This window comes from Kutzneria chonburiensis, from assembly GCF_028622115.1.
Taxonomy (GTDB): domain Bacteria; phylum Actinomycetota; class Actinomycetes; order Mycobacteriales; family Pseudonocardiaceae; genus Kutzneria; species Kutzneria chonburiensis.
On sequence record NZ_CP097263.1, the window covers coordinates 72093 to 91349 of the forward strand.

23 protein-coding genes are annotated in these 19257 nt (G+C 67.8%); 17 read left to right on the plus strand and 6 right to left on the minus strand.

The genetic code is table 11. The features are described 5' to 3' along the window. Nucleotides 1-25: 25 nt before the first annotated feature. From M3Q35_RS00385 to M3Q35_RS00395, 3 genes are all read left to right on the plus strand, one after another. Nucleotides 26-247, plus strand: a complete 222-nt coding sequence (locus M3Q35_RS00385; protein WP_273939508.1) for an MbtH family protein — start codon at nt 26-28, stop codon at nt 245-247. Next, nucleotides 247-1308: a MupA/Atu3671 family FMN-dependent luciferase-like monooxygenase gene (locus tag M3Q35_RS00390; protein WP_273939509.1), complete on the plus strand. Its 1062-nt coding sequence runs from the start codon at nt 247-249 to the stop codon at nt 1306-1308. Before M3Q35_RS00385 ends, M3Q35_RS00390 begins: the two co-directional genes overlap by 1 nt. 260 nt (nt 1309-1568) lie before the next feature. Next, a complete protein-coding gene (locus M3Q35_RS00395; protein WP_273939510.1) occupies nt 1569-2357 on the plus strand; it encodes an AfsR/SARP family transcriptional regulator in 789 nt (262 codons plus the stop codon). 60 nt (nt 2358-2417) lie between these two features. Here the strand turns inward: M3Q35_RS00395 and M3Q35_RS00400 are convergent, their stop codons facing one another. Beyond that, nucleotides 2418-2813 carry a lipocalin-like domain-containing protein gene (locus tag M3Q35_RS00400; protein WP_273939511.1) on the minus strand — a complete coding sequence of 132 codons (396 nt, stop codon included), beginning with the start codon at nt 2811-2813 and terminating at the stop codon, nt 2418-2420. 156 nt (nt 2814-2969) lie between these two features. On the opposite strand from M3Q35_RS00400, the gene M3Q35_RS00405 reads away from it, so the two are divergent. Further along, the gene (locus M3Q35_RS00405; RefSeq protein WP_273939512.1) at nt 2970-3719 is read left to right on the plus strand and encodes a cyclase family protein; all 750 of its coding nucleotides are present in this window, start codon (nt 2970-2972) and stop codon (nt 3717-3719) included. Between the two features lie 64 nt (nt 3720-3783). Here the strand turns inward: M3Q35_RS00405 and M3Q35_RS00410 are convergent, their stop codons facing one another. After that, the gene (locus tag M3Q35_RS00410; protein WP_379793778.1) at nt 3784-4371 is read right to left on the minus strand and encodes an NADPH-dependent FMN reductase; all 588 of its coding nucleotides are present in this window, start codon (nt 4369-4371) and stop codon (nt 3784-3786) included. A 94-nt stretch (nt 4372-4465) separates the two neighbouring features. Next, the gene (locus M3Q35_RS00415; protein WP_273939515.1) at nt 4466-4873 is read right to left on the minus strand and encodes a group I truncated hemoglobin; all 408 of its coding nucleotides are present in this window, start codon (nt 4871-4873) and stop codon (nt 4466-4468) included. A 159-nt stretch (nt 4874-5032) separates the two neighbouring features. On the opposite strand from M3Q35_RS00415, the gene M3Q35_RS00420 reads away from it, so the two are divergent. Genes M3Q35_RS00420 through M3Q35_RS00450 form a run of 7 tightly spaced genes read left to right on the plus strand, consistent with a single transcriptional unit; the run spans nt 5033 to nt 10370 of the window. Continuing rightward, nucleotides 5033-5851, plus strand: a complete 819-nt coding sequence (locus tag M3Q35_RS00420) for an aromatase/cyclase (RefSeq protein ID WP_273939516.1) — start codon at nt 5033-5035, stop codon at nt 5849-5851. Then, a complete protein-coding gene (locus tag M3Q35_RS00425; RefSeq protein WP_273939517.1) occupies nt 5851-6882 on the plus strand; it encodes a methyltransferase in 1032 nt (343 codons plus the stop codon). The genes M3Q35_RS00420 and M3Q35_RS00425 overlap by 1 nt, the downstream gene beginning before the upstream one ends. After that, entirely contained in the window at nt 6879-7274 is a 396-nt protein-coding gene (locus M3Q35_RS00430; protein ID WP_273939519.1) for an SCP2 sterol-binding domain-containing protein, read from the plus strand. Before M3Q35_RS00425 ends, M3Q35_RS00430 begins: the two co-directional genes overlap by 4 nt. Beyond that, nucleotides 7268-7609 carry a hypothetical protein gene (locus tag M3Q35_RS00435; RefSeq protein ID WP_273939520.1) on the plus strand — a complete coding sequence of 114 codons (342 nt, stop codon included), beginning with the start codon at nt 7268-7270 and terminating at the stop codon, nt 7607-7609. Before M3Q35_RS00430 ends, M3Q35_RS00435 begins: the two co-directional genes overlap by 7 nt. Further along, nucleotides 7606-8052, plus strand: a complete 447-nt coding sequence (locus M3Q35_RS00440; protein ID WP_273939522.1) for a cupin domain-containing protein — start codon at nt 7606-7608, stop codon at nt 8050-8052. Before M3Q35_RS00435 ends, M3Q35_RS00440 begins: the two co-directional genes overlap by 4 nt. Nucleotides 8053-8067: 15 nt before the next feature. Continuing rightward, on the plus strand, nt 8068-9129 hold the full coding sequence (locus M3Q35_RS00445; protein ID WP_273939523.1) for a methyltransferase: 1062 nt from the start codon (nt 8068-8070) through the stop codon (nt 9127-9129). Then, nucleotides 9129-10370 carry a cytochrome P450 gene (locus M3Q35_RS00450; protein WP_273939524.1) on the plus strand — a complete coding sequence of 414 codons (1242 nt, stop codon included), beginning with the start codon at nt 9129-9131 and terminating at the stop codon, nt 10368-10370. Before M3Q35_RS00445 ends, M3Q35_RS00450 begins: the two co-directional genes overlap by 1 nt. A 393-nt stretch (nt 10371-10763) precedes the next feature. Here the strand turns inward: M3Q35_RS00450 and M3Q35_RS00455 are convergent, their stop codons facing one another. Next, nucleotides 10764-11981, minus strand: a complete 1218-nt coding sequence (locus M3Q35_RS00455; protein ID WP_273939525.1) for a ketosynthase chain-length factor — start codon at nt 11979-11981, stop codon at nt 10764-10766. Between the two features lie 31 nt (nt 11982-12012). Next, nucleotides 12013-13269, minus strand: coding sequence for a beta-ketoacyl-[acyl-carrier-protein] synthase family protein (locus M3Q35_RS00460; RefSeq protein ID WP_273944749.1), 1257 nt, complete (start codon nt 13267-13269; stop codon nt 12013-12015). Nucleotides 13270-13487: 218 nt separating this feature from the next. Between M3Q35_RS00460 and M3Q35_RS00465 the strand changes: the two genes are divergently transcribed. From M3Q35_RS00465 to M3Q35_RS00490, 6 genes are all read left to right on the plus strand, one after another. Beyond that, complete coding sequence (locus M3Q35_RS00465; RefSeq protein ID WP_273939526.1) at nt 13488-14939, plus strand: DHA2 family efflux MFS transporter permease subunit; 1452 nt, start codon at nt 13488-13490, stop codon at nt 14937-14939. A 36-nt stretch (nt 14940-14975) separates the two neighbouring features. Further along, a complete protein-coding gene (locus M3Q35_RS00470) occupies nt 14976-15263 on the plus strand; it encodes a YciI family protein (RefSeq protein WP_273939528.1) in 288 nt (95 codons plus the stop codon). Between the two features lie 338 nt (nt 15264-15601). Beyond that, nucleotides 15602-15868: an acyl carrier protein gene (locus M3Q35_RS00475; protein ID WP_273939530.1), complete on the plus strand. Its 267-nt coding sequence runs from the start codon at nt 15602-15604 to the stop codon at nt 15866-15868. 10 nt (nt 15869-15878) lie between these two features. Continuing rightward, the gene (locus M3Q35_RS00480; protein ID WP_273939531.1) at nt 15879-16913 is read left to right on the plus strand and encodes a ketoacyl-ACP synthase III family protein; all 1035 of its coding nucleotides are present in this window, start codon (nt 15879-15881) and stop codon (nt 16911-16913) included. Beyond that, nucleotides 16910-17905, plus strand: coding sequence for an acyltransferase domain-containing protein (locus M3Q35_RS00485; RefSeq protein WP_273939532.1), 996 nt, complete (start codon nt 16910-16912; stop codon nt 17903-17905). Before M3Q35_RS00480 ends, M3Q35_RS00485 begins: the two co-directional genes overlap by 4 nt. Nucleotides 17906-17941: 36 nt before the next feature. Continuing rightward, nucleotides 17942-18388, plus strand: coding sequence for a MerR family transcriptional regulator (locus M3Q35_RS00490; protein WP_273939533.1), 447 nt, complete (start codon nt 17942-17944; stop codon nt 18386-18388). Between the two features lie 9 nt (nt 18389-18397). On the opposite strand, the gene M3Q35_RS00495 is transcribed toward M3Q35_RS00490, so the two are convergent. Next, nucleotides 18398-19027 carry a lanthionine synthetase LanC family protein gene (locus tag M3Q35_RS00495; protein ID WP_273939534.1) on the minus strand — a complete coding sequence of 210 codons (630 nt, stop codon included), beginning with the start codon at nt 19025-19027 and terminating at the stop codon, nt 18398-18400. Nucleotides 19028-19257: the final 230 nt, after the last annotated feature.

Here is a 19257-nt window from a genome sequence, read left to right on the forward strand (position 1 = left end):
CCTCTATTGCAGGAGTTGTGTCCCATTGAACAACAATCCGTTCGACAACGAGAACGGCCGGTTCTTCGTACTGGTGAACGACGAACAGCAGTATTCGCTGTGGCCCACGTTCGCGCCGATCCCGTCCGGCTGGCGGGTCGCGTTCGGTGAGAGCGGCCGCGCGGAGTGCCTGGAATACGTGGACCAGCACTGGACGGACATGCGACCGGAGAGCCTGCGGGTGGCCATGGGAGACGGTACGCGCTGATGGACTTCGGCCTGTTCTACTTCGCCAACGCCGACCGGCGGGGATACGACCTCCTGATCAAGGGCGCCACGTTCGCCGACGAGAACGGATTCTCGGCGGTCTGGACGCCCGAGCGGCACTTCCACGAGTTCGGCGGCATCTACCCGAACCCGGCGGTGACCGGGGCGGCGGTCGCCGCGGTGACCGAGCGGGTGGCGATCCGGGCCGGCAGCGTCGTCGCGCCGCTGCACAACCCGATCCGGATCGCCGAGGAGTGGTCCGTCGTCGACAACCTCTCCGGGGGGCGTGCGGGGATCGCCTTCGCCTCCGGCTGGCATGCCGGGGACTTCGTGTTCAGCCCTGGTCGCTTCCAGGATCGCCGCGCCGACACCCAGGCCGTGCTGGCGCGGGTGCGGCGGCTGTGGCGCGGTGAGTCGGTGACCGTGCCCGACGGGAACGGCAATCCGGTCGAGGTCCGGATCCATCCACGGCCGGTGCAGGCCGAGCTGCCGACGTGGCTGACGACCAGTGGCGGCATCGAGTCGTTCGCCGCCGCCGGCCGGATCGGCGCGGGCGTGCTCACCCATCTGCTCGGCCAGGAGATCTCGGCGATCGGCGAGAAGATCGATGTCTACCGCGCCGCGCGACGCGACGCCGGGCACGCCGGGCCCGGCCATGTCGCCCTCATGATCCATACCTTTGTCGGTGCGGATCGGGAGTCGGTGAAGGAGATCGTGCGCGAGCCGTTCAGTCGGTACCTGCTGAGCTCGTTCGATCTGATCGCGCGGGCGGTCGACCGCTCCGGCGAGCCGGGCGCGGCGGACGACCTGGCCGCGCTCACCGACGAGGATCGACGATTTCTCGTCGATGTCGCATTCGACCGATATTTCCTCGGCAACGGGCTCTTCGGCAGCGTCGGCGACTGCCTGGAGATCTGTGCCGACGTGGCCGATGCGGGGGTCGACGAAATCGCCTGCCTCATCGATTTCGGCGTGGACCACGAGCTGGTCCTCGATGGTCTTGATCGGCTCTCTGGGCTGCGGCAGGCGTGGGCTCGGCGGGACCGGGCGTCGGCGAGCTGAAACACCGTTCGGGGACGCGCGATGTCGGAGTTCAAGACCGTCTTCGACGAGCGATCGCCATCTATTACTGAAGCGCCGGCACTCTTCTCAATTGCGCTTGACGCCCACCTCGACCGTATGTGACAGTCAATTATCGACAGTTCGAGGCTGGCTGACGTGAATAGCTCGACGGCAGTGGCTCGCTGGAATTTCTGAATACCGATTGATCGCCGCGAGTGCGCTTCTCCTGCGGCGAAGATCCTTTTGGGGGGATTCGTTTGATGCATGATGCGCACGTCCACATCAACCTGCTCGGCAAGCTGGAAATCGTGCCCATGGCTCGGGAGTCGGACGACACCGAGCACCATCACAGGATCACCGCGACCAAGCTGCGACAGGTCCTGGTGCTGCTGGCCGCCAACGCCGGCACGACGATGCGGACCGACCAGCTGATCGACGAACTCTGGCCGGCAGGGCCGCCGCAGAGCGTCCGAACCATCGTGCAGACCTACATCTACCAGCTGCGCAAGCTGTTCGTGCACAGCTCGCAGTCACCGCAGGGCCGGCAGCTGCTGGCCACCGACCCGGACGGCTACGTGCTGTCGGTACCGCGCGAGAACATCGACCTCTTCCGGTTCCAGAACCTCATCGAGGACGGTCGGGCCGCGCTTCGGGAGAACCGCTTCGGCTGCGGCGCCGAGATGCTGCGCGAATGTCTGGAGCTCTGGCGCGGGTCCATGCCGGCCGACGTCACCACCGGCCCGCGGCTGCGCGGGCTGTCGGCGTTCCTGGAGGAACAGCGGCTCGAGGCGATCTCGCTGCGCATCGAGGCCGATCTGGCCAGCGACCGCCACGTGGAGATCGTCGGTGAACTCCGGTCGCTGGTGGCCGTCTACCCGCTGCATGAGGTCTTCCATCTACGCCTCATGCAGGCTCTGCACGGCTCCGGGCGGCGGGGCGAGGCGCTCTGCGTCTACCGCGAACTGCGCAGCACCCTGAACAAGGAGTTGGGCCTGGAGCCTTCGTCCGAGGTGCGCAAGGTCCACCACGAGATCCTCGTCGGTCAGTAGTGGACCGGCCGGGTGGCGCGTCTCGCCGTGGACGACGTGCCGCTCGGCCGGCGTGCGAGGTCACGCGCGCAGCCAGTCCATGACGACCCAGTCGTGCGGGCCGTCGAGCCGGCGCCGCAGGCTCAGCACGCCGTCGGCCAGGGTGATTTCCCTGACCTGTTCGGTGTTCACGACGCGGGACTGGGATCCGATGGAGACGTCGTGGACGACCTCGTCACCGCGCAGGCGCCAGCGTCCCGAGTACCCGAGATAGTCGGCGGCCGAGCCGAGAAAGGTGGCGCCGTCCGTCGCGGGCTCGGTGCGCATCAGGCTGGCGGCCATGTATCCGCACTCGTGGTAGATCAGAATGCCCGCCGCCTTCTCGCCCATCGGCCCTTCGGCGACGGCGCCGTCGTCTTCAAGGTAGTAGTGGGCCCTGAGTCGCCAGGCTCCGACGAGGTCCTTTTCAGACAGCATGCTCACTCCCGGTGTTGATCGACGTCGACATCGTGGCGCAGCGGTCTCGAACGGCACTCGAATGCCTTCGCCGCGCGGGTTGAGCGGCGGTGCAGGCAGCGTTGAGACGCCGCCGCTAGCTTCGAGTGAAATCGTCTGGGTAAGGGGATTGCGACCATGCGGATCATCGATCTCTGTGTGGCCACTGTGGATGGTCCGAGCGAGGCAACGCCGGTCGAGGTCAGCGTCCTCGACCATGCTTCGGCCCCGGCCGCGCTCGGCCTGCGGCCCGAGGACTTTCCCGAAGGAGAGGCGATCTCGAACGAGACGGTCACTCTCACCACGCACACCGGCACGCACATGGACGCCCCGTTGCACTACGGGCTGCGCAGCGGTGGCCGCCCCGCGGCCGCCATCGACGAGATTCCGTTGGAATGGTGTTACGCGCCCGGGGTTCGGCTGGACCTCCGGCATGTTCCACCGGGCGTGGGGATCACGGTCGCCGACATCGAGGACGCGGTGGCGAAGACCCAGCACGAGTTGCGTCCCGGTGACATCCCGCTGCTGTGGACCGGTGCGGATCGACTGTGGGGGACCGAGGCCTACCGCACGGACCATCCGGGGATGACGCGCGAGGCCACGGCGTGGCTCGTCGAGCGCGGCGCCCGGGTGATCGGCATCGACGCATGGGGCTTCGATCGGCCGTTCGCCTCGATGCTGGCGGACTACCGCGCGGAGGGCGACAACTCCGTGCTCTGGCCGGCCCACCTCTACGGTCGGGAAAAGCCGTACTGCCAGTTGGAGAAGCTCGCGCACCTCGACGAGCTGCCCGCTGCCACGGGTTTCACCATCGCGTGCTTCCCGGTCAAGCTCGCCGGGCTCGGCGCGGGCTGGACGCGCGTGGTCGCGATCGTCGAGGAGGCGTAAGGAAAAGCCGCGGCCGGCGAGGAGCTCGATGCTCCCCGCCGGCCGCGGCAGATGTGTGCCGCACTCACAACCGATGGGAGTTGTGGGCGGCGCCGTTGGGCGAGTGGGCCGGTGCTTCGCCAGCCGGCGTGTGGGCGGCCAGCTCGTTCAGCATTGCCTCGGCCGCGTCGTCCAGTGTCCGGTCGGACCGCAGCGTCCCGTCGGAGATCCGCTGAAAGTGGAACGGGATGCTGACGCTTTCGAATATCGGCTTCATCCGCAGCGGGAGAACGACCTGCTTGAGATGCTGCACCGCTCGGGTGCCGCCGGCGACACCGCCGTAGGAGACGAATCCGACGGGCTTTCCGTTCCATTCCTGGTGCAGGTAGTCGAGCGCGTTCTTGATCGTCGCCGGATAACTGTGGTTGTACTCCGGAGTGACGATAACGAACGCGTTCGACGCGTCGACGATTTCGCTCCACCGGAACGTGTGTTCCTGGGTGTACTGTCTTGCCCGCGGGTGATTCGGCTCGTCCAGCAGTGGGAGGTCGATTTTCGCGAGGTCCGCGACGGCGACGTCGAATTCGCCGTGCGCGCCGGCCAGCGCGGCGAACCACTCCGCGATCGGCAATCCGGCTCGTCCTGGCCGGGTGGCGGCGATGATGATCGTCAATCTGGGCACGGTGGACGCTTTCTCGTGTCGGTGCCGCGATACGCGACGTCGCGCGGGCGACCAGGTCGGCGCACGATCGTGTTTCGGGCCGGGGTCAGGCGGACGCCGCAGAGCCGGCCCGGATGTCGTCGCGAAAGCCTTCCAGCAGCGTGATGAGATCCTTGTGCTCCTGCTGCGGCACGCCGCAGTTGGTCAGCACGGCGGCCAGCTCGATCAGCACCACGTCGTACTCGTAGTCGCTGACGGTCATGTTGGCGTGCGCGGTTCGCATGTCCGCCCCCGGATACACCTTGGGGCCGCCGGTTTCCTGAATCATCCATGCCATGAGCGTGAACTTGAAGCCGGGTCGGCCCTTTTCGTTGTGCAGCCGCAGCACGGCGGGGTTCTGGTTGAGCGTGTCGTTTTCGTAGAGTCGGTCGCCCAGGATGTCAAGAAAATGTGCGATACCGAAGATTCCTCCGAGCCGCTCGAAGAGGGAAGGAGTCTGTGGCAGGTCCGTCATGGATTCTCCTCGTTTTATCCGTGGACTCCGCCGAAGTTACGTCGCCGCCCTCGAGCCGTGCTCAACCTGACCTCCAGCGAGCGGCCCTTGAGAGCCGTTCTAGCAGTGGCGGCCACGATTCGACCGCATGGACCAGATGGCGACGTGTAGGGGAAAGACATGATCGTTCACACGCTGCTGTACCGTTTTCCCCCGGAAAACGACGAGAGTGACATCCGTGATTTCTTCGCCGGACTGCAGTCGCTGGCGGTCGACTCCGGCCTGGTCGCGGGCTTCGGCTGGCAGCAGCACGTGCTGCTGCCGGCGGACGAGCGGGCCAAGGGGATGACGGCAACGCATGTCGCGCAGGTCTCCTGCGTCGACATCCCGACGCTGCGGAAGTTCTCCGAATCGGCACCGGTTCATGACTTCGTCGCGAAGTGGCGAGGGAAGCTCAACTACGAAGCCGCCTACGCGAATCACGAGACGCTGCTTCCCGGTGCGGAGAAGGAGGACGGCATGTTCCACACCGAGCACACCATGACGGTGGACGCGCCCGTCGACGTGGTCTTCGAGGTGCTGGCCGACGTCATGGGCTATGCCGAGCTGTTCCCGCCCACCGAGTCGGTGACGATCCTGGAGGAGAGCGAGACGCACCAGATCGTGCGTCTGGTGGTGGATGTGAGCGGGCAGACGCAGAGCTGGGTCAGCCGCCGCGATATCGACCGGCCGAACCGGACCATTGCCTACCGTCAGCTGGAAACCGCCGCGATCGTGAAGCACATGGGCGGCGAGTGGCGTGCGCTTCCCCTCGACGACCAGCGTACCCAGCTGGTCATCACGCACGACTTCGCCGCCAGGCCCACGGAGAAGGTGCCCAGCCAGGAAGAGGCCACCCGGCTGTTGCGGGCGGCGGTCGAGAACAACAGCCACGCCGACCTCACCGCCGTGCGCGACGAGTCCGAGAAGCGCGCGCAGACCGTCGGGAGTCGTGCCTGATGCCCGCCGTTCAGCCCGACAGCGGGGACAACCTGCCCATCACGACGTTGCGGGAGCTGGCGCTCGCGGCGGCCGCCTCGGCCGGTCTGCGGGCCGTTGTCCGGGTCGGCGTTGCCGACGCGCTCGGCGACGCACCTGTCCCGGTCGCAGAGCTGGCGAAGACGCTGGACGTCGATGCGGCGATCCTGGCGCGGGTACTGCGGAATCTGCGGTGTTATGACCTGTTCGACCAGACCGACGAAGGCATCGTGCACACGCCGGCGTCCAGGCTGCTGCGCGAGGACCACCCGCAGCGGTTGAAGAACTGGGTGCTGTGGGCCACCGAGCCGTGGGTGTGGCAACTGTGGCCGGACCTCGAACAGGCGCTTCGCACCGGGCGCGGGCACTTCGACGAGCGTTTCGGTGACAACTTCTTCGCGCACCTGCACAAGGAGTGGCCGGAGTCGACGGAGACGTTCAACCGATCCCAGATCGAGCTGAGCAGGCTCACGTCGGCGGCGATCGCCGACACGCTGAATCTGGCGGACGCCAAGACTTTCGCCGACGTCGGCGGTGGCACCGGCTACACACTGGCGGCCATCCTGGAGCGGCATCCGCATCTGCACGGGACGCTCGTCGACCTGCCGGCCGCGATCGCGTCGCCGGACCCTCGGCTGCGTCCCGACGGCACGCTGGCCGCGCGGTCGCAGGTCGTCGCCGGTGACTGCCTGCACGAGATACCGGTCGACGCGGATGTGTACCAGTTCAAGAGTGTTCTCGAGTGGGACGACGAGCTGACGGTGACCGCCCTGCGCAACGCCACCCGCGCCGGACACCCCGGCAGCCGGGTGCTGGTGATCACGAACCTGATCGACGACAGCCCGGAGATCCGCTACGCGACCGGTGTCGATCTGCTATTGCTGCTCAACACCAATGGCAAGCGGCACACCAGGGCCGGCGTGACCGCGCTGGCCGAGCGCGCCGGACTGCGTGTCGTGGGCGTCACGCCGGCCGGGCCGCTGCTGCACGTCGTGGAGACCGTCATCCCATGACCGCGGTGGAATTCCTGTCCGACGCGTACCTCGACGAACTCGGCCGGCCGAACCGCTCGGAGCAGGCGGAGATCCCGCATGTCCACGTCCGGGTCCAGTTCCACGCCATCGGCACGCCCAACGGCGACGTGGACTACCACCTGGTCGTCGAGCGGGGCGCGATCGTGGAGGCCGGCCGTGGCTCGCTCGCGGACAGCGATCTGGCGGTTCGCGCTAGCTATCGCGACCTGCTGGCCTTCGAGTCCGGCGAGCTGCACGCCGCGACGGCGTTCGTCACCGGGCGGCTGGCGGTGACCGGGAACCGCGCGAAGCTGCTGGACCTCATGGTGGTGCTCCAGAACGGAAACTACCACCGGTTCACCGCCGATCTGCGGGAGCGGGCCCCATGGTGACGCACACCCTGGTCGTGTCGTTCCCGGACGACATGTCCGAAGTGGACCGTGCCCGGTTCTTCGCGGACGGCGCCGAGGTGGTGCTCGGCTCCGGCTTCGCCCAGTCCTACCGGCACTGGCCGGCCGTGTCCGTGCCGAGTGCCGTCAGCCAGTCGGCGTTCGTGGCTTCGGCGCTGGTGCAGATCCGCTGCGCCGACGTCGAAGCCATGCGGAAGCTGTTCGCGCACCCGGCACTGGCCGAGTACGCGAAGCGATGGCGCGGCCGGTTCCCCTTCCACGTGGTCGCCGTCAACACGGCGGAACGACCAGCCGAGTCCGATTCGAGGCAACCGTGAAACCTCTCATCCTCACGCCTTCCGAGTACCGCCCGAAATCCCCGGGCGACATCCCGTTCAAGCTCCTCGCCGAGGACAGCGGCGGCAATCTGAGCCTGCTCGAGTGGACGCTCAAACCGTGGCAGTCCGGGCCGTTCCTGCACGCGCACGACTTCGCCGAGGCGTTCTACGTCATCGACGGGCAGCTGGAGATCCAGTTGGGCGAGCAGCGCCACGTTCTCGGCCCTCGGCACCTGGCCTGGGCGCCCGGCGGCACCCCGCACGCCTTCGCCAACGCGGACGCCTCCGAGGTCACCGTGCTCACCATCTGCAGCCCCGGCGGCCTTGAGCACTTCTTCGCCGCCCAGGGCGACGACCCGAACTCGTTCCCGGACGTTCCCGGACTCGGCCTGCGACTCCTCGGACCGCGCATCCGCGCCACCGGCGCACCCGATCAGGACTGACTGAATGGAGGACCGATGACCGCAGAGGCCATCCTCACCCGGTTCCGCGAGTACCTGGTCGGGCCGTCGAGGTTCATGACCCTGGTGTCCTGCTTCGAACTCGGCTTGGTCGACGCGCTGCGGGACGCCCCGCCGCAGACCGCGGAGCAGCTCGCGGCGGTCGCCGGCGTCAAGCCGGATGCCGTGCAGCAACTTCTGTACCTCCTGGTCAAGGACGACTTCCTTGCCTACGACGAGACGACAGGGACCTACGCGCTCGGCGGGCTCGCGGAGGTGGCCGATGTCGACCTCAATCGGGTCCTGTCGATCTCTCGCCTCATCAAGGTGCTGATGCTGCGCCAGGGCTACTACCTGACCGAGAGCGTCCGCGCCGCGGTTCCCGTTGGTCTCAAGGAGTTCTACGGCTTCGACGGGAACGTCTACGACGCCGCGCTCGAGCACGAGGAGCTGTTCGAGTCGTGGGGCAAGACGATGGACATGTACACCGCGCACATCGATCCGTGGTTCTTCGAGAACGTCGACATCCCGCCGGGCTCGCGGGTGCTCGACCTCGCCGGGAACACCGGCCTCGGCGCGATCCTGACGCACAAGCTGAAGGGGTCGAGCGGGTTGCACGTGACCACGTTCGACCTGCCGGAGAAGCAGGACGCGGCACTGCGGAACTTCCGCGAGCACGGCCTCGACGGCCAGTGCGGGTTCATCGGCGGTGACGTCTTCGAAGGCGTGCCCTCCGGTTTCGACGTCGTCCTGATCAAGCACTTCATCGACATGTTCGACCGGAGCGAAGTCCTCGCCATATTCAAGGGTGTCCGGGACGCGGTCGAGGTCGGCTCGCTCGTCCACATTCTCGTCCCGGTGTATCCGGAAGACATCAGGGACTCGTACAGCGTCGACTTCTTTCCGGCGTTCTTCCTCGGCTGTGCCATGGGCAAGGGCGGTCCGCAGAAGCTGTCGACGTATCGCGCGTGGCTCGAGGAGTGTGGCTTCGAGGTCACGCGGGCGATCGCCCAGAACCCCGCGGACATGCCGGCGGACTCCTGGTCGGCGCAGGGGATCCTGAGCGCGAGGAAGATCTGATGACGGCCGTGGCCGGGCAGCAGGAGCACGCCGCCAACGAGGCGCTGGCCGAGCTGCTGTTCTCGCCGGAAGGGCTGGCGGATCCGTTCTCGCGGTACCGCCGGATCAGGGAGTCGGCGCCGGTGCACTGGAGCACCTTGGGAAACTGGGTGCTCACCCGTCACGACGATGTCGACAACTTCCTGCGCAGCAAGCACGTCGACAAGAACGTCCACACGTGGATGGGTGGGCGGTTCAGCGGGCAGTGGGAACAGCACCACGCATTGCGGAAGCTGGCCGCGAACATGCTGTGGATGAACCCGCCGGACCACACACGACTGCGCCGCATCGTGAATCGCGCGTTCACCCCGAAACGGGTGCGGGAACACCGGAAGGTCATCGAGCGCAGGTTCGACTCGCTCATGCGTCCGCTGGAGGAGGCGGGCGGGGGAGACATCTGCAACCTGGTGTTCTTCCCGCTGGCGTTCAGCGTGGTGGCCGGCCTCATCGGCGTCCCGGACGAGGACGGGGCCATGCTGCGGGAGTGGATCCGGGACTTCCAGCGGATCTTCGAGGTGGGCATGACCGACTCGGAGCTGCGTACGGCCAACGAGGCGGCGGCGGCGCTCGATGGGTACTTCGGTTCCCTCGTACGCTCGCGGCAGCGTGCCCGCGCCGACGATCTGCTGTCCGCGCTGATCGATGCCGACGACGAGGGCGGGCCGCTGGAGTTCGCGGAGCTCGTGCAGCTGTGCCACATGATCATCGCCGCCGGCAGCGAGACGACGACGTTCTTCCTGACCAACGGGGTGCACCAGCTGATCAACCACCCCGACCAGGCTGATCTGGTGCGGGCGGACCTTTCCCTGCTGGGCGGTGCGATCGACGAGGTGCTGCGGTACGCGCCGGCCGCGCACATGATCCCCAGGACCACGACGTCGCCGGTGGAGGTCGGCGGCGTCACGATCCCGGCGGACGCGCGCGTGATGGTGATGATCGCGGCCGCCAACCGCGACCCGGAGCGGTTTCCCGATCCGGACCGGTTCGACGTCACCCGGACCGGCAGCGCGCTGATGTCCTATGGCCTCGGCACGCATTTCTGCCTGGGTTGGCGGCTGGCGAACCTCCAGGCCGAGGTGGTGTTCCACACGGTGCTCACCCGGTACACGGACTTGACGCTGCTCGAGGTGCCGCGGCCGAGGACGAGGGTGGCGGTCCCCCAGGTGGAGAACCTGCGCATCGGTTTCCGCCTCGCCCGTTAGGTGTTCCGCCCGAGGAGTTCGCGAACACGGGACGCCCGTGGGAAGCGAGTCCTGGGGCGGCCGTGTGTGAGTGTGGCGAGCGATGCCTGCGCGGTGGCAATCCCACCAGAGCAGGCGGCAAGTCGGACGGCTCACACAACGGTTCCCGAAGAGCCGGATGAACGGGAGACCCCCGTATCCGGTGCGGTGAGAGGCCGCGCGGAAGGACCAACCCGAACGGTTGGCGCCTCGCCGCGCGGCCGACCCGCATCTGCCAGGCCGGGACGGGCGTGTCGAGAGCAGCCCGCTAGGCCGCACCTACGCGCCCTCGACCGTCGCACAGGGCACGAGCTGCGATGCCGCCTACGAGCGGAGCTCGTAGGCGGCATCGACGGGCATATCCCTCCGGGTTCGTCAGCGTCCGTTCTGGACGCCACGGACGACGACGGCGGCGTTGAACCCCCAGCGGCCACGGGCGAGGACGAGGGCGTTGCGCACGGCCGCCGGTCGTGCTTCGCCCGTCACCAGGTCGATCCCGTAGTCGTCGGGCACGACCGCAGTGCCTGAGGTCGGCGGAATGACGCCTTCCTGGATGCTCATCAGCGCGGTGACGACGTCGAGCATGCCGCCGCCGGACAGCAGCCGGCCGGTCAACGCCTTCGGCACGGTGACCGGCACGCCGCGGGTCCCGAACAGCTCTCGCAACGTCAGAGCCTCAGCCCGGTCGAGTTTCGGCAGGCCGGCCCCGTCAGCGAAGACCACATCCACATCGCCGACGTCGATGCCGGCATCGACCAGTGCGAGTTCGGCGGCGCGGCGCAGTCCCGGCGGTCCGCCGCGGTCGGGATGCGGGTCGAACGTGGCCGCATAGCCGGCGAGTTCTCCGTATGCCCGCACGCCGCGGGCCCGCGCCGACTCCGGGCTCTCCACGATGCAGATCGCACCGCCCTCGCCGGGGATGTAGCCGGACGCACCGACGTCGAACGGGCGGTACGCGGTCGCGGGGTCCGGGTCGAGGCTGACCTGGCCGCTCGAGAGGTGGGACAGCCAGCCCCATGGGTCGAAAGCGGAGTCGAGCCCGCCGCAGACGACCAACGGCACGTCGTTGCGAATCGTCCGGGCGGCCTGGCCCAGCGCGTACAGGCCGCCCGCCTGCTCCGCGACAAGTGCGCTGCCGGGACCGCGCATGCCGTGCCGGATGGAGATCTGACCGGTGTTCACGGCATAGAACCACGCGAACGACTCGTACACGCTGATGTGCTCGGGTCCTTGCGCCCACAGCTTCTTGAACTCGCGGTGGGCGAACTCGAAACCACCGGACGCGTTGGCCGTCACGACACTCATGTCGTAGTCGGCAAGTTCGGCCGTGTCGACTTCGGCATCCTCCAGCGCCCACTGGGCGGCGATGAGTGCGAGCCTCGTGGAGACGTCGGTCTGCGGCAGCAGCCGGCCGGGCAGGTGTTTCGCGCTGTCGAGATCGCGCACCAGCCCGGCCAGCCGTGCCGGGTAGTCGGACGTGTCGAACCGGTCCAGCTCGGTGATTCCACTGCGGCCGGACAACGTCGCTGTCCAGAATTCCTTGAGGCCGAGTCCGTTCGGCGCGATCACGCCCAGTCCGGTGATGACACTCATGCCGCCCTGCCTTTCATGCTTGACGAACGCATCAGGCGGTCCCCCTTGTCAATACCATCGCACTCTGGAATCCGCCGAACCCGCTGCCGACGGTCAGCACCGTGTCCACTTTGTGCTCGCGGGCCTCCACCGGCACGTAGTCCAGATCGCACTCCGGGTCCGCGGAATGCAGGTTCGCCGTCGGCGGCACGGCCTGGTTCTCCATCGCCAGCACACAGGCCGCGATCTCCACCGAGCCGATGGCGCCCAGTGAGTGCCCGACCATCGATTTGATCGAACTGACCGGCGTGCGATACGCGTGCTCGCCGAGGCTGCGTTTGAATGCGGCGGTCTCGTGCCGGTCATTCTGCTTGGTGCCGGAACCGTGCGCGTTGATGTAGTCGACGGAATCGGGGTTCAATTTCGCCTTGTCCAGCGCCGCCCGAATGGCTTCCGCCATCTCGCGGCCGTCGATCTTGAGTCCGGTCATGTGGTAGGCGTTGCACCTGTTGGCGAAGCCGGCGACCTCGGCGTAGATGTGCGCACCGCGACGGCGGGCGGCGGTCAACTCCTCCAGCACGAACATGGCAGCGCCCTCGGCCAGCACGAAGCCGTTGCGGGTGCCGTCGAACGGCCGGGAAGCCTGTCCCGGCGTGTCGTTGTAGTTGGTCGTCGCCCTGATCGCGTCGAAGCTGGCGACCGTGATGGGCGTGATCGGGGCATCCGTGGCGCCGGCGACGACCACGTCCGCGCTGCCTTCACGGATCAGCGCGGCGCCGTGCCCGACGGAGTCCATGCCCGAGGTGCACCCGGCGGACATCATCACGACCGGCCCCTCGGCGTCGACCGCCCAGGCCACCTCGGCGGGCATGATGCTGGGCACCATGTAGTCGAACATCTGCGGCGTGAGCTGATCCGTCGACATCGTCCAGCGTTTCCCGGAATCCGACAGCACGAGGTACTCACGTTCGAGGCTGGTCGACGACGCGATCGCCGAGCCGAGGCTGACGCCGACGCGGTGCGGGTCGGCCGTTTCGCCGAGTCCGCTGTCGTTCATCGCGTCGCGGGCGCACACCACGGCAAGCTGCGTCGCGCGGTCCATTCTCCGAATCTCGCGGGGGCTCAGCCCTTCGGCCGGCGCGTCGAAATCCACCTCGGCGGCGACCTGGGAACGGTACGGCGAGGGGTCGAAGAAGGTAATGCGCCTGGTCGCCGTCCGCCCGGCGGAGAGCAATTCCCAGAACGCGTCCTTGCCCAGCGAGCCTGGTGCTCGGACACCCACTCCGGTAATGACCACTCGGCGATTCATCTTGCCGCGCATAGATGCATCCTTCGCTACGGAGGCCAGGTGCGGGAAATCGAATCCCGATGCACGAGGAGTCTGGGCTCGCTCTCTCGATGCCGGCTCAACCGGGGCTCTACCCGGTGCCGGTGATTCAGTGCGACGGGTCGGCGTCGGACTTGACTTAGAGCGCGCTCTAAGACCTAGCGTAACCGGCCGAGGACCGGGAAACTGAGGAGAACTCCGTGCCAGAACTCACCCGACGTCGACAGCTGCTGGTGCTGCTGATCTGCTGCGCCAGCATGGTCGTGGTGACGATGGACATCTCCATCGTCACGGTCGCGCTTCCCGCGATCCGCAGCGACCTGCACGCCAGCGAAGCGAGTCTACAATGGACGGTTGATGCGTACACCCTGGTACTGGCCGGCTTCCTGGTGCTGGCCGGCGCCACCGCGGACCGGTTCGGCCGCAAGCGCGTCTTCCAGATCGGCTTGGCCGCCTTCGGAATCGGCTCGATTCTGTGCGCACTGTCCCCCACCGTCGGCTGGCTGATCGCGGCCAGGGCGGTGCAGGCCGTTGGCGGCACGATGCTCAACCCCGTCGCGATGGCCATCATCGCCACCACGTTCCCCACTCCCGCCCAGCGGGCCAAAGCCATCGGCGTGTTCGGCGCCACGGCGGGCCTTTCCCTGGCGCTGGGGCCGACCCTCGGTGGCGCGCTGGTCGACGGCGTCAACTGGCAGTCGGTGTTCTGGATCAACGTGCCGATCGTGGCCGTCGCGATCGTGGGCGCCGCGCTGTTCGTGCCGGAATCCCGCGCCGAGCGCGCCCGCCGGTTCGACCCGGTCGGCCAGGTCCTGATGGTCATCCTGCTGGGTGCGGTGGTCTACGCGACCATTGAGTCCGCCCGGCTCGGGTGGACGTCGCCGACCATCCTCAGCCTGCTCGCCGTGGCGGTGGTGGCGATGGTGGGCCTGATCGTGTACGAGCCCCGCCGCACCGATCCGTTGCTGGAGCTACGTCTTTTCCGCAGTGTGCCGTTCACGTCGGCGCTGGTGATCGCCCTGGCGGCGCTGTGCGGATTCGGCTCGTTCCTGTTCCTGACGACGCAGTACCTCGAAGAGGTCCGAGGCATGACCGCGGTCACGGCCGGGTTGAGCCTGCTCCCGGCGGGCGCCGTGATCGTCGTGGTGTCCCCGATCTCGGGCCGCGTGGTCGGATCGCGTGGCCCGCTTGGACCGCTGCTCGTCTCGGGCGCCGCACTGGCGCTCGGTGGCCTGGCGTCGCTGTGGCTGACCCCGACCACCCCGTTGGTGGCCGTGCTCGCGATCTACCTGCTGTTCGGCCTGTCGATCGCGACGAGCGCGGCGCCGATCACCAATACCGCGGTATCCGGAATGCCGCGTTCGATGGCCGGCGTGGCCGCGTCGATCGCGTCGGTCGGCCGGCAGACCGGGACCACGCTGGGGGTCGCGATCGCCGGCGTGACGGTCAGTTCCGCGGTGGGGGACAAGGGAACCGCGTTCACGACGGCCGAGCACGGCATGTGGTGGCTGGCCATCGGACTCGGGGTGACCATCGTCGTGTTGGGCATCGTGAGCACCAGCGCGGGCGCCCGCCGTACCGCCGAGCGCGCGGCGGCGTTGTTCGAAGAAGTGGACCGGGCGGGAGAGCGGCAGGTGGGGGCCACCCGTTGAGTCCGGATGGTTGTCGACAGGAGAAAGAGGTAACGGATGTCCTGGTATCTCGTACGGACCCGCTACGACCACGAGAAGATCGACCCGGTGCATGAGGAACACATTGCCTACATGGAAAAACTGGTGAGCGACGGTGTCCTCGCCGTGGCCGGTCCGATGGTCGACGGCAGTGGCGGTATCGCCATCATGAGCGCGGAGACCGAGGACGCGGTGTGGGATGCGCTCAATGCCGACCCTTTTCATCAGGCGGATCCTTCGGCCGAGCGGTCGGTCGGCGCGTACAAGCCCAACCTGGGCTTCTGGCTTTCCGAGGATGCGTCGTGAAGTGATGCCGGCCTGAGCGACTGGCGTTCCACCGCCCACCTGCGCGGGATCACGGCGAACCCCCTCCCAGCCGGCGATCTCGATGGTGATGCGCAGTGTGGTGCGGGTCCATTCCGCCGGGCCCCGGCGAAAGCCGGGGCCCGGCGGACAGGTGCCGGGGCGAGCGCTTGGCGCTCGCCCCGGTCCTGCTAGAGCACGGCTTTAGGTGCCCCTGAGTTCGCTTCCCTAGCATCGGAAAGTGTCGACCTGACGGGGCGAGGAAAGCATGTCCGGTCGGCGCGACGTTATTGCGGCGACCTGCCGTGTTGCCTACCGAGCTGACGAACGGGGAGTGCGTGATGGTCGACATCACTCTGGAGGATCTGGTCGAGATCATGCGAAAGTGCGCTGGTGAGGATGAGAATCTGATCGCCAACGACGCTGTCGCCACTACCGATTTCGACGAGCTGGGATACGACTCACTGGCTCTCATGGCCGCATCCGCCGAGGTTGAGAAGAGCTACGGCGTCGCCGTGGACGAGGGCGAACTGGCCGAGATCCGGAACCTGGCGTCGTTCGTCGAGCTCGTCAACAAAAAACTGGCGTTGCGCGCACCAGCCTCGTAGCGGGCGTGCCGTGGACAACTCGGACCTCTGGATCGCGGGATGTGCCAGCTGGCTGCCGCCGGCCGTCACCGCGGAAGAAGCCGCGGCCGACGGCCGGTGTGACCGGGCACTGCTGAAACTGACCGGGATGATCTCGGTGTGCGTCACGGACCGGGATTCGGCGCCGGAAATGGCCGTTCGCGCTGGCCGTTCCGCGCTGGCTCGTTCCGGGATCGGTCCGGACGACATCGATCTCGTCCTGCATGCGAACGCCTTCTATCAAGGTCACGACCTGTGGGCTCCTGCCTCGTATGTTCAGCGGAATGTCGTCGGCGGCAGCTGTCCGGCCATGGAAGTACGACAGGCGTCCAATGGCGGTATGGCGGCGATCGAGCTGGCCGGAGCGTATCTGTCAGCCGATTCCGCCAGGCACAGTGCCCTCCTGACAACGGGTGACCGATTCTGCCTACCGGGATTCGATCGTTGGCGGAGTGACACCGGCACCGTCTACGCCGATGGCGGAACGGCGTTGGTCCTGTCCCGGAAGCGGGGCTTCGCGCGCGTCAGGAGCTTGGTCACCCGCTCCGCGCCGGAGCTGGAACAACTGCACCGGGGCGACGACCCGTTTGCCCGCCTGCCCCACGACCATCGGACCACGGTGGATCTCGACGCGTGCCGGCGGGCGTTCCTGGCCAAGAACAGTTCGTCCTACCTGGTGGCGAGAATCAGTGCGGTGCAGGAACAAACCGTCAAGGAAGCGCTGGCCCGCGCGGGCGTCAGCATGGACGACATAGCTCGCTTCGTTCTTCCGCACTTCGGGCTTCGTCGCCTCGAAGTGGGGTACTTCCGGAAGTTCGATCTGGATCCGAACGCCACGACCTGGCCATGGGCGAGGAAGGTCGGTCACCTTGGCGCCGGCGACCAGTTCGCCGGGTTCGAGCACCTCGTTGCCACCGGGGCGGTCCGCCCCGGCGACCTGTGTTGCCTCATGAGCGTCGGGGCGGGGTTCAGCTGGTCCGCCGCGGTCGTGGAGGTGGTTCACACGCCTGATTGGAGTCGGTCATGACCGAAGCGCGTTCTGCCTGTCCTCGGCTGGTACTTCTCCTGCCGGGCCAGGGATCCCAGTATCCGCGAATGGCGGCCGGGCTCTACGCGAGCGAACCGGTTTTCGCCGCGGCACTGGACGAGGTGTTCGACGCGATGGGAGCCGAAGGGGTTCGCATCCGGGCCGACTGGCTCAGCGATCGACCAGTGGTGTCGACGGACCACGTCACCCGCGCGCAGCCGCTGTTGTTCGCGGTGGACTACGCCGTCGGGCGGTTGGTGTGGAGTTGGGCGGGGCAGCCTGGCGCGCTTCTCGGACACAGTGCGGGCGAGGTGGTGGCCGCGACCCTGGCCGGGGTTTTCTCGCTGGCCGACGCCACCCGCCTGATGCTGGACCGGGTGGAGAGGCTGGCCGGCGCACCGCCGGGCGGGATGCTGGCGGTTGCCGCGAGTCCGGACGAGCTGGCGCCGTTCCTCGACGACGAGGTCGCGATCGCCGCGATCAACGCCCCCCGAAACACCATTCTCTCCGGTTTCGACCGTCCCCTGGCGCGAGTGGTGACCGCGTTGCGTGCGCAGGGCTACTGGTGTCAGCCCGTACCGGCGCAGACGGCGTTCCACAGCCCCCTGCTGGGTGAGTTCAGCCTGGGAGCGGCGGACTTCGTCAACTCCGTTCCGGTCGAGGCGCCGACCATGCCGATCTGTTCTGGCTACACCGCGGATTTCTTGGACATGGGCGAGCTGCGGGACGGCAAGTTCTGGGCTGAGCAGCCGGCCAGGCCGGTGTTGTTCTGGGCGGCGCTCAACCGGCTGCTGGCACAAGGTGAGTATGTGTTGGTTGAGGCCGGGCCAGGCCGGCTCCTGTCCGGCATCGCGCGGCGTCACCCAGCAGTACGCGCAGGTCGTCACGCGACGCACGCCGTGCTGCCGGATCGGCCCGGTCATCCGGATGCCGATCGCGCCGCCGCGGTGCAGGCCCGGAACTGGCTGGCCGCTCAGCTGTCCGGGGACTGATGGCCGACCGCCCACGATGCGGCTAGGATTTAGAGCATGCTCGAAGTCAGCTCGTCAGCCGACTTGACCGATGCCGATACGGGCCTCACCATCGCCGAAGCGGCGCGCCGAACCGGGGTGACCGCCCACACGCTGCGCTACTACGAACGCGCCGGCCTGGTGGTCACCACCGTGGATCGGACGGCGAGCGGCCGGCGCCGCTATCACCAGCGCGACCTGACCTGGATCGTGGTCTGCACGAAGCTCCGGGCCACCGGCATGTCCATCCAGAGCATCCGGCGCTATGCCGAACTCGTGTCCGCCGGGCACGGCAACGAGCAGGAGCGGCTGGCGCTGCTGGAAGAACACCGGGCCACCGTCCTGGCCCAGCTGGCGCAGCTGCGAGGCAACCTCGAGCTGATCGACCACAAGATCGACGTCTACCGCGGCAGGCTCGAAGCGGGCGACGCCGACCAGCTGTGGGCGCCATCGCACGCCCGGTGAACCGATCGCTCACGACAGGAGCAGAACCGAGTCCCACTCGGCGCAGATTCCGGCATAGGACGCCAACGCGAGGCCAACACCGGCCGCACCTTCCAACAGCCCGGCCTTGCCGGCCGGTGTTCCACCTTCGACGATCTTCTGCACGAGCCCGTCGGCGTTCGTGCTGTGGCGCACGATCTGGAGCAGACCGGCCATCCCGTGGCACAGCGCCGTGTCGTTCAGGTTGGCCCGGCGCCAGGGGCGCTTGAAGACGCCCTCCAGTGCGCTGCCGGCCACGGACATCGCTTCGGCGTGGTCGAGCGCGCGCCCGGCCAGGTTCAGCGCGTGTGCCACGCCGGCCGTGCCATAGCACCAAGCGGCTCGCGTCGGACCGGGCTCGACTCGGCCGGCCAGCTGGTCGGCGATGCCGATCCGGTGCGGCCACAGCGGCCCGTGTTCGTCGGCGAAACGCCCGCACAGCAACCAATCGACGATGCGGCGCATGGCCGGCTCCATGCCTTCCGCGCGATATCCGCGGTCGTGGGCGATCGCCAGCAGGGCCAGCGGGCCGGAGATGCCGTGGGCCAGCCCGACATTGAAATCCCCGTCCGGGTAGTGGTTCCGGTCGAGTTCCTCGGTGTAGTGCCGGGGCTGCACCACCAGCCCGGAACTTCCTTCCCCCGCACCATGATCGGTTCGGTGATGGCCACGAGATGGCCCAGCACCGCGGTGAGGGCCTCCGCGCACACGTCCAGCCCGTGCTCGGCCAGTGCGAGCAAGGTTCGACCCTGTCCGGCCAGACCGGACACGACGTCGTAGTCGGACATCGCGACGCCGGGGCCGTCCTTCTCCCACCCGCGGCGCTGCGCCGCTACCCGCGATCGGCACAG

Excerpts from the sequence above, each read along its gene's own strand:
- M3Q35_RS00425 (WP_273939517.1), top strand. The coding sequence starts at position 5,851 with ATGCCCGCCGTTCAGCCCGACAGCGGGGACAACCTGCCCATCACGACG.
- M3Q35_RS00420 (WP_273939516.1), top strand. The coding sequence starts at position 5,033 with ATGATCGTTCACACGCTGCTGTACCGTTTTCCCCCGGAAAACGACGAG.
- M3Q35_RS00435 (WP_273939520.1), top strand. The coding sequence starts at position 7,268 with ATGGTGACGCACACCCTGGTCGTGTCGTTCCCGGACGACATGTCCGAA.
- M3Q35_RS00450 (WP_273939524.1), top strand. The coding sequence starts at position 9,129 with ATGACGGCCGTGGCCGGGCAGCAGGAGCACGCCGCCAACGAGGCGCTG.
- M3Q35_RS00390 (WP_273939509.1), top strand. The coding sequence starts at position 247 with ATGGACTTCGGCCTGTTCTACTTCGCCAACGCCGACCGGCGGGGATAC.
- M3Q35_RS00430 (WP_273939519.1), top strand. The coding sequence starts at position 6,879 with ATGACCGCGGTGGAATTCCTGTCCGACGCGTACCTCGACGAACTCGGC.
- M3Q35_RS00415 (WP_273939515.1), bottom strand. The coding sequence starts at position 4,873 with ATGACGGACCTGCCACAGACTCCTTCCCTCTTCGAGCGGCTCGGAGGA.
- M3Q35_RS00400 (WP_273939511.1), bottom strand. The coding sequence starts at position 2,813 with ATGCTGTCTGAAAAGGACCTCGTCGGAGCCTGGCGACTCAGGGCCCAC.
- M3Q35_RS00405 (WP_273939512.1), top strand. The coding sequence starts at position 2,970 with ATGCGGATCATCGATCTCTGTGTGGCCACTGTGGATGGTCCGAGCGAG.
- M3Q35_RS00470 (WP_273939528.1), top strand. The coding sequence starts at position 14,976 with ATGTCCTGGTATCTCGTACGGACCCGCTACGACCACGAGAAGATCGAC.
- M3Q35_RS00395 (WP_273939510.1), top strand. The coding sequence starts at position 1,569 with ATGCATGATGCGCACGTCCACATCAACCTGCTCGGCAAGCTGGAAATC.
- M3Q35_RS00460 (WP_273944749.1), bottom strand. The coding sequence starts at position 13,269 with ATGAATCGCCGAGTGGTCATTACCGGAGTGGGTGTCCGAGCACCAGGC.
- M3Q35_RS00445 (WP_273939523.1), top strand. The coding sequence starts at position 8,068 with ATGACCGCAGAGGCCATCCTCACCCGGTTCCGCGAGTACCTGGTCGGG.
- M3Q35_RS00485 (WP_273939532.1), top strand. The coding sequence starts at position 16,910 with ATGACCGAAGCGCGTTCTGCCTGTCCTCGGCTGGTACTTCTCCTGCCG.
- M3Q35_RS00475 (WP_273939530.1), top strand. The coding sequence starts at position 15,602 with ATGGTCGACATCACTCTGGAGGATCTGGTCGAGATCATGCGAAAGTGC.
- M3Q35_RS00455 (WP_273939525.1), bottom strand. The coding sequence starts at position 11,981 with ATGAGTGTCATCACCGGACTGGGCGTGATCGCGCCGAACGGACTCGGC.
- M3Q35_RS00490 (WP_273939533.1), top strand. The coding sequence starts at position 17,942 with ATGCTCGAAGTCAGCTCGTCAGCCGACTTGACCGATGCCGATACGGGC.